The sequence below is a fragment of the Sediminicola sp. YIK13 genome, assembly GCF_001430825.1.
GTDB lineage: Bacteria > Bacteroidota > Bacteroidia > Flavobacteriales > Flavobacteriaceae > Sediminicola.
The window spans coordinates 719466-734430 of the sequence record NZ_CP010535.1 but is presented as its reverse complement, the minus strand read 5'-3'; the positions used below and the strand labels follow the sequence as shown (position 1 = coordinate 734430).

Sequence of the window (14965 nt, the reverse complement as noted above, 5' to 3'; positions counted from 1 at the left end):
AAAATTGTCCAAAAAATTATTCCGTGGTTTTAGACTCCTTCACATCAGGTTTAAAAGCTTTCCAAATCCGCTTGGATACTAAAACGACCAATAAACAAAGAAAGCCTATGACCAAACCGGCAATAAATTCGCCTAGAATAGCCGGAATCCCATGAAGCCAATCGTGTAGAAACTCTAGGTTATGTACAAATATCCCTCCTGCTACCAGTACCAGGGCAATGGTACCGATCACAGATAAGCTTTTAATGACTACTGGTAATGCTGCCACAAGAAATTCCCCAATGGCATGCGTTATACTGCTCTTATTACCATTCAGTGCAATGAATTTAAGACCTAAATCGTCCATGCGAACTATCATGGCAACAATACCGTAAACTCCTACCGTTGCAACCAAAGCTATGATGGAAACCACAAGAATCTGGGTCCCTAAAGGTTCATTGACCACGGTTCCTAAGGCGATAATTACAATTTCAACAGAGAGAATAAAGTCAGTAACGATGGCGGATTTTATTTTTTCCTTTTCCAATTCCAGAATTTCCGCTTTACTCAGTTTTATTTCAGCCAGTGTAACCTTGGATTCTTCGTGAGGTACAAAATACTCATAGATTTTCTCTACGCCTTCATACGCCAAATACAGCCCCCCCAAGACCAAGATGATCGTTACGGCCACGGGAAGAAAGGCACTAAGGAGAAAGGCAAATGGAAGAATAATTAATTTGTTGATCATTGATCCTTTGCTAATGGCCCACAGTACAGGAATCTCACGGGATGAGACAAAACCAGAGGCTTTTTCTGCGTTTACCGCCAAATCATCACCTAAGATACCTGCCGTTTTTTTACCGGCAATTTTACTCATTGCCCCAACATCATCCATTAAACTCGCTATATCATCCAACAATGCAAAAAATCCTGATGCCATATATCTTTACCAATTATAGTTTTATACAAAATTTTATTTCACCTTAATAATCTCCAATTCCATCGTAAGGCTTTGAACACCTTCTAAAATTATGAACAAGTAACTTACTACTCTTTCCAATAACAAGAATAGCCAAATTCCTTAATTGTGCCTAACCCAGAAGCATTTAATCTTAACCTTATTTAATTACCCATAAATCTCTTAAATTTATTTAATCCGTTATAATAAGTTTGAGAAAAGCACCTGTAACATTGCTTTATTGATGATCTTTGGCGTTTCATAAATGAAAAACAAAAATATAAAATATCGATTCTTAAGGCGTTTTGTCAAATTTATATTGGTGCTTTTTTTATTTATTTTCCTTTTGCTCCTGCTGATAAGAAGTCCATGGGGTCAAAATTTAATAGTAAGTAAAGCAACCAAATACATTTCCGATAAGACCAACACCAAAGTTGAAATAGACCGCCTATTCATAACCTTTACGGGAAATGCTTTTTTGGAGGGGGTATACCTCGAGGATAAGAAAGGTGATACCCTCTTTTATTCCAAAACCCTGGAAGCCAACTTGCCACTCTCACCCCTAATCTTCCAAAATGAACTGAATCTAAAATCTCTTGACTGGAATGGCGTAACGGCTAATATTGTAAGAGCTTCAGATACAGAGAAATTCAATTACCAATTTCTTTTGGACGCCCTTATGTCCAGGGACACTGCTGCCCCGCAACCAGCAGCGGCACCTATGAAGGTGAGTCTAGGTACCTTTGATCTATCTGATATTACACTAAACTACAATGATGCTTATTTAGGGTTATATGCCAAATTTAATGTGGGAAACTTAGTATTGCAAGTCGATAAGGCAGACCTTGAGAACATGCGTTACGAGATTGACGAATTGAATTTATCGTACTCCAATATTGGCTACAAACAAACCAAACCTTTTGTTTCTAAGGATGATACAGAAATAACACTGCCTTTTGTGGTGGTCAAGCAACTACAAGTCAATAATGTTCATATAAGTTACAACTCAATTCCCTATGGACTTTTGGCGGATGTACTATTGGGAGAATTTAAACTGGAACTTCCAAAAGCTGATCTTGCGACTAATGAGGTGGATATAGATTTGTTATCCCTTAAAGACTCCGACATTTTCGTACAACTCCAGAAAGATGATCTTGCCTCTGTGGATGCTACCTCTACCCCATCCCAAAATGCTGACTTTTTATGGCCCAAATTTTTAATAAAAGCAGATGAAATCAACCTGGCAAATAATTCGATTCAATACCATGCAAATAACAATGCACCCCAAGAAAGGCCCTTTGATCCCAACCATATTAACCTGACTGAGCTCACATTAAGGGCTAGGGATCTCAATTACCAACCTAAAAATGCCCGACTTACCCTAGAACAATTTTCCTTCATGGAAAAAAGCGGTTTTATGTTACAGCAGCTAGCCATGGAGGCTAGTTTGGATGATACCTCGGCCTCCATTGGGGGTATTGAAATCAAAACCGCCTCCAGCTCCCTCATGGGAAGTTTAAAATTGGAATATCCTTCGCTGAATCAATTCTTCAGTTTTCCAAAGAGCACAAAGGTTGACCTTGAAGTTTCACACCTTAATTTAGCATTGCAAGAAGCCCTTGTTTTTGAACCCAAACTTGCCAAAAATGAATTTTTTATCAAAGGTCAACTACATCCGTTTTCTGGCAATATAAATATCAGCGGCACCTTGGATAATTTGCACATTCCCTCATTGAATTTGAATTGGCACAACACTACCTTGACAGGTCAAGGACACCTATTCCGTGTCACAGAAACCGATTCCCTTTCATTTGATATTGCTCGGTTCAAGGCCACCACTACTAAAGCTGACATACGCTTGTTTGTGCCAGAAGAGAATCTGAATATCTCCCTTCCTGAAACCATTTTAGTATATGGACATGCCAAAGGCAGCCTAAAAAGTATTACCGGGGATGCGCACTTAGAAATACCTGAAGGTAATGCCCAGATCACTGGAAACTATTCGAGTACCGATAGGATCAACTTCAACGGTAATCTTAAGGTAGATAGCCTTCAAGTAGGAAAGTTGCTGAAAAACAAACAACTCGGCACCATGTCATTTAATGTTAAGACATCAGGTAGCGGTAAAACCCTCAATACCCTAAACTCTGAAATTGAATCTAATTTCACGAAATTAGACTTGCTGGATTACGATTTTTCCAACCTGGAACTCTATGGGAAAATCACTGACGGAAAAGGCGACATATCCTTAAATTTTAAGGATTACAACCTTAATTTCACATCCAATACGGCAGTAGTCCTAGACTCTTTAAATTCAAAATTTAGTCTGAACCTCAATGTGATTGGTGCCGATCTACAGGCTCTTGGCCTAACCACAGAGAATATTAGGGCTGGGCTGCTAATGGAAGTTCATTTTCTGGGTAATCCAAAAAATTATGTCCTAGATGCATTCGTAAAGAATGGTATTGCGGTATACGATGGCCAACAATACCATATGGGCGATTTCAAAATCAAATCTAACATCGACACCCTTAAAACAGAGGTTTCGATAAACAGCGATTTTATTAATGGAAGACTGTTGTCCAACGCCACCCCCCAGGGCATAAATTCCTCATTAACACAATATTTAAAATATCATCTTCAAAAAACACCCGCAACTGTAACCAAGGCCGATTCCTTAAAACTTCAAATGGATTTTAAATTGGCCTCACATCCAATCTTGACCGAGGTATTTTTTAAGGAGCTGGAACAATTGGATACCATAAATGCACGTGTCAATTTTGATGCAACCACCAAAGACTTGGTTTCAGAATTACATGTACCCAATGTCAAGTATAACGGTATAACCCTAGATAGTTTAAACTTTGCCATAATCGGAGATGCCAAGAATCTGAATTTTAAAGCAGGTATGGCCAACCTCTTGGCCGATCCAGTGCACGTTGGAAGAACCTATCTTGAAGGGAATTTAAAAAACAAGGAATTGTTACTCGATTTCAATTCCTATAAGGGTAAAGAAAAGGTAGCGCATATCGCTTCAGAAATGACATTGGCCAATGATACTACCCTAATCCATATCAATCCCTCGGGACTCCTATTTAATAGAAAAGAATGGACCATACCAGAAGACAATCGGATATCCCTTGCCACGAAATTTTTGGAGTTCAAGAATATAAAATTAAATAGAAACTCCCAACAGTTCACCGTAGTCAGTTCATTAACAGAAACAAGCGTGGAGCGGCTCAAGCTCACCTTTGAACAATTTAAATTGCAGACTTTTCTTAGCATACTGAATCCTGATCAGGCTTTAGTAGCTGGAGTACTAAATGGAGATTTTAATATTGAAAATCCTTACGGTGCAACAGGCATAGTGGCAGATTTTAACCTAGACCAATTGGAAATTTTGGAGCATCCCATAGGCAATCTTTCTTTAAACGCCAATTCCAAAACAAATGGAAGATATGATTTTAAACTTTCGCTGAGAGATGGTGGTGCAAATCTTGACCTAAAAGGAGATTATGCCGCAGCGAAAACTGGAGCCCTATTAAATCTCGACTTGGATATTAATAGGTTGGACCTTGCGTTCATTGAACAATTTTCGAATGGGGCAATGAAGGATTCCCATGGCACTATTACAGGAAACATTGATATAGCAGGTACAACGGCAACTCCTGAATATAGGGGTACTTTGAGTTTTCACGATACCGATTTTAATGTGGCTACCTTGAATTCAGTATTTAAAATTTCTGATGAAACCCTTAACATTGACAACCAGGGACTTTATTTGAACAATTTTAAGATTTCAGATGCCAATGGAAATAACTTTAAAATGAACGGCACCATTGGCACAGAAGAATTAATGAATCCCACATTTGACCTTAAGCTCAATGCCGAGCAATTTCAGGCCTTGAACTCCACGAAAGAAGACAATGAACTGTTCTACGGAAAAGCAAGTTTCGATTTAGATCTCAGCGTTAAAGGCAATTTAAAACTACCGCAAATACAAGGAAAAATCTTTGTGCGCAAAATAACGGACATCACCTTTGTTGTTCCAAAAGAACAATTGGATGTGCAAGAACGTGAGGGTGTGGTTCTTTTTGTAAATCGCCAAAATCCTGATGCGATCCTTACTAGGAATGAGAATGAAGAAAATGTTGATTTCTTTTCTGGTATAGATGCCAATGTTAATTTAGAAATTGCCGATGATTCAGATTTTCGTATCATCATTGATGAGCGAATGGGCGATAACCTAAAGGTATCGGGAAATGGTTCCTTATACCTTAATATTGAGCCCAACGGGAGAACAAATCTTACTGGAAGGTATGAACTTCAATCAGGTTATTATGAAACTTCTTTATACAACTTGGTGAAACGAAGGTTCGAAATAAGTCCCGGAAGCACCATTACCTGGGAGGGCGATCCTACAGACGCGAAATTAGGGGTAAAGGCGGTCTATAAGGTAGAAACTTCCGCAGCACCACTGATGTCGTCCGTTACTTCTGGAGAGGACATTAGCGTCACAGGTAAATACCGCCAAGTACTGCCCTTCTTGGTGTATCTCAATGTTGATGGGGAATTGTTGGAACCAAAATTATCTTTTGGGCTAGATATGCCCGAAGACGAACAAGGGTCCCTAGGTGGAGCGGTATACGGAAGGGTTCAACAATTGAATCAACAAGAAGCGGAGCTCAACAAACAGGTGTTTTCGTTATTGGCCCTTAATCGTTTTTATCCCAGCTCGGGAAGTGATGGAAGTATTGGTGGCACGGCAGCCATTGCCCAGGACAATGTCAATAAAGTACTATCGGGACAGCTTAATGCTTTTTCTGATAAGATTTTTGGATCCTCTGGATTTGAGGTCGATTTTGATCTTGACAGTTTTACGGACTATCAAGGCGATAGTCCTCAAGATCGAACCCAATTGGATATCAACGCCAAGAAAAAACTGTTTGATGAACGATTGGTGGTAACGGCAGGAAGTGCTATAGATGTGGAAGGAAGTGCCCAACCAGGCCAAGGTGAAACCCCGATTATAGGGAATGTAAGTCTTGAATACTTATTAACCAAGGATGGACGGTATCGCCTAAGGGGGTTTAGAAAAAATCAATATACCAACATCATAGACGGCCAATTGATAGTTACCGGAATAGCTCTTATTTTCAACATGGAGTTCAATAAATTTAGTCAGTTATTCAATCCCCTGAAGGAGACCGGCGACCAGGGTGATAAAGAGAAGGAAGAAAATAAAAAAGAATAGACACTTGAAAACAAACATCCTATATAACTATATTTTACTATTGCTAATAGCAGCAAGTTTATATGCATGCGGTGTTGGTAAATTCATCCCAAATGGGGAGACGTTATATACGGGTGCGAAGATTGATATCAAATCTGAAAAAGAAATAAAAAACACTAAAAAAGTCTCCCATGAACTGCATGCACTTTTGGAACCTGAACCTAATTACCAATTTTTAGGAATAAGACCAGGCCTGTATTTCCATTACAAGGCGCAAAAGGCAAAACCAGGCTTTTTAAACCGTTGGTTCAATAAAAAGTTTGGGGAAGAACCAGTGTATCTTTCCGATGTAAATCTGCAGCGCATTGAGGAACTTATGTTGAACCGTTTGGACAATAGAGGATTCTTTTACAGCAAGGTGTCATCAGAAATAGACAGCACCCAAAAACATGCTGCTATAAAGTTCAAAGCGGAGCTCCAAACGCCCTATACGCTAGAACAATTTAAGTTGGACAAAGATTCATTGCCCATTTATACAGATATATCCTCGGCATTGACCCAAACCCAAATTAGGCCAGGGCAACGCTTTGATCTGGAACTGATGAAATATGAGCGGGAGCGTATAGATCGGCAACTTAAACAAAAGGGATATTACAATTTTAATCCTGATTTTTTAATTTTTGAGGTCGATACCAATCGCTATGAGACCAAAAAGTTTGACCTATTTCTAAGGCTGAAGAAAAACGTACCCAAAAAATCCCTGATCCCCTATACTATTGACTCTATTTCGGTATATCCCAACTTTTCAATTGGAACGGATACCACCGTACCACAACGATCCTCTGTGGTCAACGGGATAGGTTTTTATCAAAAAGAGGAGTTCTTTAAGCCAAAAAAATTAGAGTCCTATATTTTGTTTGGAAAAGGTCAGAATTATAACTCGGAAAATTCACGGTTGACCAGCAATAGGCTATCCTCATTGGGCAATTATAAGTACGTGAACATCAGATTTAATGAAAGGGATCCTTCCGAAACCGATAGCGTAGGATCTTTGTCTGCCGACATTTATCTATCTCCTTTGACCAAAAGATCGGTGCGTGCTGAACTGCAGGCAGTAACCAAATCGAATGGTTTTGCCGGTCCTGGCGTGTCTGTCACCTATAACAACAGAAACCTCTTTAGGGGCGGGGAAACCTTGGGAATAAGCGGGAACTTTGCCTATGAAACACAGCTTTCCGGAGGTAACAATACAGGTCTGAGCAGTATCGCCGGAGGATTGAAGGCCAATTTAATTATACCAACCCTAGTGCCATTTTCACCCAAAAGTTTTAAATACGCTGTTCCCAAAACAAAAATTAGTTTGGGAACCGATATCTTAAAGCGAAGTAAATTATATACACTAACCTCCTTTAATGGCTCGTTCGGGTATACCTGGAATGCGAACAAATACGTATACCACGAGTTAGACCCCATTAACATCAACTATGTAAATCTTTCCAATACCACCGATGAATTCACAGCCATTTTGGATAAGAATCCGTTCTTAAGAGAAAGTTTTGAGCAGCAGTTTATTGCTGGACTTACCTATTCCTTTACCTATAACGAATTGGTAGATTCCAATAAGACCAATCCATTTTTTATCTCAGCAAGTTTTGATATGGCGGGGAATGCCTTAAACCTATTGAGTGGATCAAAGACTACCATATTTGGCTTGGAATATGCGCAGTATGCCAAGGCCGATGTTGATTTTAGATATTATATAAAGTGGGGCAATGAACAAGCCTTGGTTACCCGCCTGTATGGCGGATGGGGTATTCCTTTTGGAAACTCCTCTACCCTGCCCTTTGTAAAACAATTTTTTTCCGGTGGCCCCTATAGTGTTAGGGCGTTTAATATTAGATCCCTCGGGCCTGGCACATTCACCTCTGACGAAAACGGTACAAATTCGTTTTTCGACCAGTCGGGTAATCTAAAATTGGAGGGCAATTTGGAATACAGGTTCCCCATTTGGAATTATCTCAAGGGTGCCCTGTTTGCAGATGCTGGAAACGTCTGGTTGACCAATGAAATTGAAATTTCAGAAGATGAATCCTTAGAGAATAAAGAGTTCAATGAAGAATTGATTGCCAAAGGTAAATTTGGCCCTAATTGGGCCAAGGAATTGGGAATAGGATTGGGATTTGGCCTAAGGGTTGATATCCAAAGTTTTGTGATTAGATTGGATCTTGCGTCTCCTTTACAGGTGCCGTACCTTCCTGAAGGAAAACGTATTAGAACTCCTTTCTTAGGTGGAGGAAGCGAGAACCTGATCTTTAACTTTGCCATAGGATATCCATTTTAAAAAAGAATCATCAAAATATGTAAGGATACCACACCCAATATATCCCTGTTTTTACAACCAAACTTATTGTGTCCGTTATCTGCTTTTTTAGATCAATATGAACTGTTCTTTAGAAATGTTGGATAAAATCCAAGAAAAAAAAGGAAAGAGAAAAGAGGAAATCGATAATATGTAGGAGCAGATTCTATATAAGGGTTGATTTCATGATCACCCCTGCCTAATTGCAGGGATCATTTTTAAGTCAATATTTCCTGTACCATTAGGGACTTTTTCCTTTAATTTTAAAGGTCAGATGCACTGCTAATAAGGCTACCGATAAGGAAATCCCCAATACCGAAACGCCTGTCCATTTAAATTGTTCCCAGGCTAAGGCACCCAAAGTAGTGCCAATTGCACCCCCTATAAAAAACCCCACCATATATATGGTATTGACGCGATTTCGCGCTTCTGGATTATTAGAAAAAATGATGTTTTGATTGGTGATGTGTAATGCTTGTAGACCCAAATCAACTAAGACTACCCCAATGACCAACCCAAAGATGGTATTAGCCGATACTAAAAAAATAACCCAAGATAAGATCAATAAAAGAGATCCAAACAATACAATTTTATAACTACTTATTTTATTGTTCATTTTTCCAAACACCACAGCTGCAAGTGCACCAACAATGCCAATAAGACCGAAAGCACCTGTAACACCGCTACCATATCCAAAAGAATCTTCCATCAAAAAAACCAAAGTGGTCCAGAAGGCACTCAATCCTGCGAAAGCCAAGGCCCCTCGAACGGCAGCCAATCTTAAGGTGCGCTCTGTCTGCAGGTAAAACCATAGGGATTTCATAAGACTGCCATAACTCCCATTATAAGAAGGATCTAGTTTAGGTAGTTTGAATTTGAGCAAACCAAAAAGTGCGACCATCGCAGCAGCTGCGGCATAATACATCACGCGCCACCCATATTGCTCTCCTACCAATCCACTGATCACCCGACTGCCCAAGATTCCAATTAAAAGTCCGCTCATGACTATGCCTATAGCTCGGCCTTGTCCCTCTTTCTCACTAAGCTGAGCTGCCATAGGAACAAATAATTGCGGAATGGCCGAAGTAAACCCAATAAAAAAACTGCTGATGATAAGTACTAAAAGGGAATTGGAAATGGCTGCCGCTATCAGGGAGATGATCATCACAAAAAAATCGAACTGAAGGATCTTTTTATTGGAAATCATATCCCCCAAAGGCACAACAAACAACAATCCAAAAGCATAGCCCAATTGGGTAGTAAGGGCAACATTGCTCACCGCTGATTCCGTAACCCCAAAGTCTTTGGCTATTTGACCGAGCAATGGCTGGTTGTAGTACAAATTGGCAACCACAAGTCCGGCCGAGACACTCATTAAATACAGTACGAAATTGGAGAGCTTTTGATTCATTAAGTAAGTACGTCCGTTAGGGGGAAATATTAAAAGTAACCATTATTTATTCTTGACCATCTGTACAACGCAAAAATAGAGCAGTAGGCAGTTACAGCACAACTAATTTAATACGAAACAAGTGAGCTGCGAGCAATATTTAAATTTTGGCAATACTTTAAGATAATTTGGTTCGATAAGTTCCGAACCAAATGATACATTTGTACCTACAACAGTTATTCTATGGGTATTTGTTCTGAAGAAAAGAGACATTTGATAGAGGAAGTGGGCCTGCATTTAGAAGGAAGCCATAAGCTTACCCCCTTGGCTTCACGAATATACGCCATTATGATTCTTTCATCAGAAGAAGGATTTTCGTTTGAAGAAATAATGTCGATCACCCAAGCCAGCAAAAGCTCTGTTTCCACCAATATTTCCTTATTGGTGCAACTTAATTATGTTGAATTCTACACCAAATCCGGGGACCGTAAACGCTATTTCAGAGGCACCAATAATTATCTAAAACTCACCTTACAAGAGTACCTTCTCAATATTGAAAAGGAATTGCAATTGGTTAAAAAGATTAACAAGTTCAACAAAGAGAATAACCCAACGAAATTTGTGGAAAACGAATCCATGGGTGTTTTCTTCCAAGAATACCTGACCACACAAAAAGAAAATTTGAATAAAACACTCATAAAAATGAGGGCCTTTCAAACCCAACATAAAGGTCTTTAATATTACCAAAACTATGAATAAAATGAAATACATTCACGGTATCATTGCATCGGTTTTTTTATTGATTTCCTGTGGAAACGATGAAAAATCAAATGCCCCCCAGGGTTCAAAACCCTTTCCAGTTGTGGCAATCCCAACCAAAACTGTCACCTCTTTCGATACTTACCCTACCAGCATAGAAGGTATCGTTAATAGTGAGGTACGCGCCAAAAATGCAGGCTACATTACCGATGTTTTAGTAGACGAGGGGGAAAAGGTTAAAAAAGGACAACTACTTTTTAGGTTAGAAACGCAATCCCTTGATCAGGATGCAGCCGCAGCCAAGGCCAATGTAAATGCTGCCCAGGTAGAGGTGGACAAACTACAGCCCTTGGTGGAAAAGAACATTATCAGCAATGTACAATTGGAAACAGCTAAAGCTAAATTACAACAGGCCCAAAGCAGTTACAACAGTATTAACGCCAGTATAAATTACGCCAATATTAAAAGTCCGGTAGACGGATTTGTAGGTTCCATCCGGCTTAGGAAAGGTGCCTTGGTGAGTCCGTCTAATGAAGAACCACTGACCACGGTATCGGATATAAGCAAGGTGTACGCCTACTTTGCCATGAATGAAAAACAATATTTGGATTTTGTTCAAAACGCCGAAGGAAAAGACATGGCTGAAAAAATAAAAAATATGCCAAAGGTCCAATTGTTCTTGGCTAATGGAAGCATATACCAGGAGGAAGGCACTATAGAAACCATCAACTCACAGATCAATACAAATACGGGATCCATTTCCTTTCGTGCTGTTTTCAACAATCCTTCCCGCTTGCTCACCAATGGCAATAGCGGTAAAATCAGAATCCCTAAAGTCTATACAGATGCTATTGTGGTGCCAAAGGAATCAACATATGAACAACAGGGAAGTACCTATGTATACAAGGTAGGAAAAGATAGTACTGCTGTTGCTTCCCTAATCAATATTACTTCCGAGGTAGCTAATTTGTACGTGGTGTCCAATGGAGTTGCCAAAGGGGACCTCATTGTTGCAAAGGGTGTGGACAAACTTAGGGGCGCAACCAAAATAAGTCCCTTGGAAGTTTCATTTGACAGTATCGCCAAACCCATCGCACAAGTATTTAGATAACCTTTTGAAGGCACAACAACTATGTTAAAAGTATTTATAGATCGCCCGGTGCTATCCACCGTTATATCCATTATTATCGTCATATTGGGTGTTTTAGGCCTATCACAATTACCCATTACCCAATATCCAGATATTGCACCTCCAACCGTAACTGTAAATGCCAGTTATCCGGGAGCGAATGCGGAAACCATTCTGGAAAGCGTTATCATTCCTATCGAGGAGCAGATTAACGGTGTGGAAGGAATGACCTACCTAACTTCCACGGCTACCAACACGGGAGCTGCTACCATAACCGTTTTCTTCGATCAGGAAGTGGATCCGGATATTGCGGCCGTAAACGTTCAAAACCGTGTGGCCAGGGCAAATCCTTTGCTCCCTCAAGCGGTTTTGCAGACTGGAGTAACCACCCAAAAGCAACAAACCAGTGCATTGATGTATATGTCCTTTTACAGTAGTAATCCCGACTATAATGAGACGTTTATTCAGAATTACCTTAAAATCAATGTTATTCCTGAACTACAAAGGGTAAATGGTGTGGGTGATGTAAGTGTTTTTGGTGGCAAGGATTATGCGATGCGTATTTGGTTAAAACCAGAAAAACTTGCAGCTTATAAATTAATCCCTTCCGATGTTACTGCTGCCTTGCGGGAACAGAGCCTAGAAGCTGCTGCAGGTGCTTTGGGAGAAAACAGCGGAGAAGCCTTTAGCTACATTATCAAATATGGTGGACGGTTCAAAACTGAAGCCCAATACAGCGTTATTATCATAAAAGCTCTGGGAGATGGGGAATTTTTACGCCTAAAGGATATAGCCGATATTGAATTGGGAGCCCAGTCCTATGCGGGAGGTTCCATAACAGCGGGTAATCCTGCTGTTAACTTGGGTATTTTTCAGACCAAGGGATCCAATGCAAGGGATATTATCTTGGAAATAGAAGATAGGTTAGAAATAGTAAAGCAGGATTTGCCAAAAGGTATAGAGATCTTTGTGCCCTACAACACCAATAACTTTTTAAATTCTTCCATAGAAAAGGTGGTAATGACTCTTGCAGAGGCATTTCTCTTGGTCTTTTTGGTGGTTTTCATCTTCCTACAAGACTTTAGATCTACTTTAATACCCGCAATAGCCGTTCCTGTTTCTATTATAGGAACCTTTTTCTTTTTGAATTTATTTGGGTATTCCATAAATCTACTGACTCTTTTTGCCTTGATACTGGCCATTGGTATCGTAGTAGACGATGCCATTGTAGTGGTGGAAGCAGTCCATGCCAAAATTGATGAAGGAGAAACCGATCCCAAAAAGGCGACGGTAGAAGCAATGCGCGAAATATCTGGCGCCATCATCTCCATTACCTTGGTTATGGCGGCTGTTTTTATTCCAGTAACCTTTGTACAGGGGCCAACTGGTGTCTTCTATGAGCAGTTCGGAATTACGTTGATAGTGGCCATCATTATTTCTGCAGTCAACGCCTTGACGTTGAGTCCGGCTTTATGTGCCCTCTTCCTCAAAGGACATGACGAAAAAGTTAATGGCAAGAAGAAAACATATGTACAAAAATTCTTTGATGGGTTCAATCGTGGGTTTAGTGCCACAGTGAACAAATATGGTAAATCTGTTCATTTTTTATACCGTCATAAATGGATTACCGGTGGTATTCTTGTCCTTGCCTTGGTAGGTATTTGGTGGTCTTCTTCCGTGGTAAAAACAGGGTTTGTCCCTGATGAAGACCGAGGGATAATATTTTTGAATGTAGAACTTCCTGCAGGTTCGTCAATTGACCGTACCCATCAAGTAAATTCGGAACTCTATGACAAATTGAAGCAGATTCCGGGGGTCAAAGAGGGCTCCGTGGTAGAAGGCCGTAGCTTTTTAGGAGGTGCTGGGAGTAATTTTGGCCTTGGATTTATCCGTCTTGATGATTGGGAGGATCGTGAAGAAGATTCGCTCTCCATAGAAAGTATCACTGCCAAAATGTTTGGGGTTGCAGCGCAAATACCAGAGGCCAACATCATCTTTTTTGCTCCACCCAGTATTCCTGGCTTTAGTAGTTCAGCAGGTGTGGAGGTGAATTTATTGGATAGAACTGGCGGTAGTTTTACCGATCTTGATATAGCTAATCAGGATTTTATTGCCAAACTTTCGGAACGTCCCGAAATCCAATATGCCCAATCATCCTTTAATACAGCCTACCCACAATATGAACTGGTATTGAATGCGCCATTGGCCAAAGAATTGGGAGTCCCTATCAGTAGTATATTTTCAACGCTACAAGGGTATATTGGCAGTATTTTTGCCGCAGATTTCTCTCGTTTTGGCAAACAATATCGCGTTTATGTACAATCCCTGCCGGAGGATAGGGCAGATAAAAATGATCTTGATAATTTATACGTCAGAACCGGCAGTGGTGAAATGACTCCAATCACACAGTTTGTTACTTTAAAAAGGGTGTACGGACCACAATCGGTGACCAGGTTCAACCTTTTCAATTCTACTAAAATTACCGCTGCCACCAATCCAGGTTATAGTTCTGGGGATGCCATTAAGGCTGTACAAGAGGTGGCGAAAACATTACCCAGCAATTACACGACGGCTTATTCGGGGCTAACCAGAGAAGAAGTGAATGCGGGCGATCAGACGACTACTATTTTTCTTTTATCCTTGTTATTCGTGTATTTCTTGCTAGCTGCACAATATGAGAGTTACCTGATACCTTTCTCTGTACTATTATCCTTGCCCTTGGGTATTTTTGGTGCTTATTTCACCACCCAAATGGCCGGCTTGCAAAACAACATTTATTTCCAGATTGCGCTGATTATGCTCTTGGGGCTCTTGGCAAAGAATGCCATTCTTATCGTGGAATTCGCATTACAGCGCAGGCGGAACGGAGCTACTATCGTAGAAGCGGCGGTTGAAGGTGCGGAAGCCCGATTGAGACCCATTTTAATGACCTCGTTCGCCTTTATATTTGGCTTGATGCCATTGGTATTGGCCAATGGTGTTGGTGCAGCAGGAAACAGATCTATAGGTACTGGGGCCGTTGGAGGTTTGCTCATAGGTACCATTACAGGAGTATTTGTTATTCCCATTCTCTTTATCCTGTTCCAGTGGCTCCAAGAAAAGATTACTGGAGGGGCACAAGAAACCAAAATACAAGCAAATTCTGAAGAAGCATAATC

General features: G+C 40.3%; 7 protein-coding genes. 5 read left to right on the top strand and 2 right to left on the bottom strand.

The features are described from left to right. Positions 1 to 16 precede the first annotated feature (16 nt). The gene (locus SB49_RS03260) at positions 17 to 919 is read right to left on the bottom strand and encodes a DUF808 domain-containing protein (RefSeq protein WP_062053800.1); all 903 of its coding nucleotides are present in this window, start codon (positions 917 to 919) and stop codon (positions 17 to 19) included. A gap of 340 nt (positions 920 to 1259) precedes the next feature. On the opposite strand from SB49_RS03260, the gene SB49_RS03255 reads away from it, so the two are divergent. Both SB49_RS03255 and tamL read left to right on the top strand, forming a co-directional pair. Beyond that, positions 1260 to 6191 (top strand): translocation/assembly module TamB domain-containing protein, encoded by a 4932-nt coding sequence (locus tag SB49_RS03255; RefSeq protein ID WP_162254201.1) that lies wholly within the window; start codon positions 1260 to 1262, stop codon positions 6189 to 6191. A gap of 4 nt (positions 6192 to 6195) precedes the next feature. Next, on the top strand, positions 6196 to 8511 hold the full coding sequence (tamL, locus tag SB49_RS03250) for a translocation and assembly module lipoprotein TamL (protein ID WP_062058812.1): 2316 nt from the start codon (positions 6196 to 6198) through the stop codon (positions 8509 to 8511). A 259-nt stretch (positions 8512 to 8770) separates the two neighbouring features. Here the strand turns inward: tamL and SB49_RS03245 are convergent, their stop codons facing one another. Next, positions 8771 to 9940: an MFS transporter gene (locus SB49_RS03245; RefSeq protein ID WP_062053796.1), complete on the bottom strand. Its 1170-nt coding sequence runs from the start codon at positions 9938 to 9940 to the stop codon at positions 8771 to 8773. Between the two features lie 222 nt (positions 9941 to 10162). Here SB49_RS03245 and SB49_RS03240 point away from each other — a divergent pair, with 222 nt between their 5' ends. Genes SB49_RS03240 through SB49_RS03230 form a run of 3 tightly spaced genes read left to right on the top strand, consistent with a single transcriptional unit; the run spans position 10163 to position 14963 of the window. After that, positions 10163 to 10657 carry a GbsR/MarR family transcriptional regulator gene (locus SB49_RS03240; protein ID WP_062053794.1) on the top strand — a complete coding sequence of 165 codons (495 nt, stop codon included), beginning with the start codon at positions 10163 to 10165 and terminating at the stop codon, positions 10655 to 10657. A gap of 13 nt (positions 10658 to 10670) precedes the next feature. Continuing rightward, positions 10671 to 11789, top strand: a complete 1119-nt coding sequence (locus SB49_RS03235; RefSeq protein ID WP_062053792.1) for an efflux RND transporter periplasmic adaptor subunit — start codon at positions 10671 to 10673, stop codon at positions 11787 to 11789. 21 nt (positions 11790 to 11810) lie between these two features. Then, positions 11811 to 14963, top strand: coding sequence for an efflux RND transporter permease subunit (locus SB49_RS03230; RefSeq protein WP_062053790.1), 3153 nt, complete (start codon positions 11811 to 11813; stop codon positions 14961 to 14963). Positions 14964 to 14965: the final 2 nt, after the last annotated feature.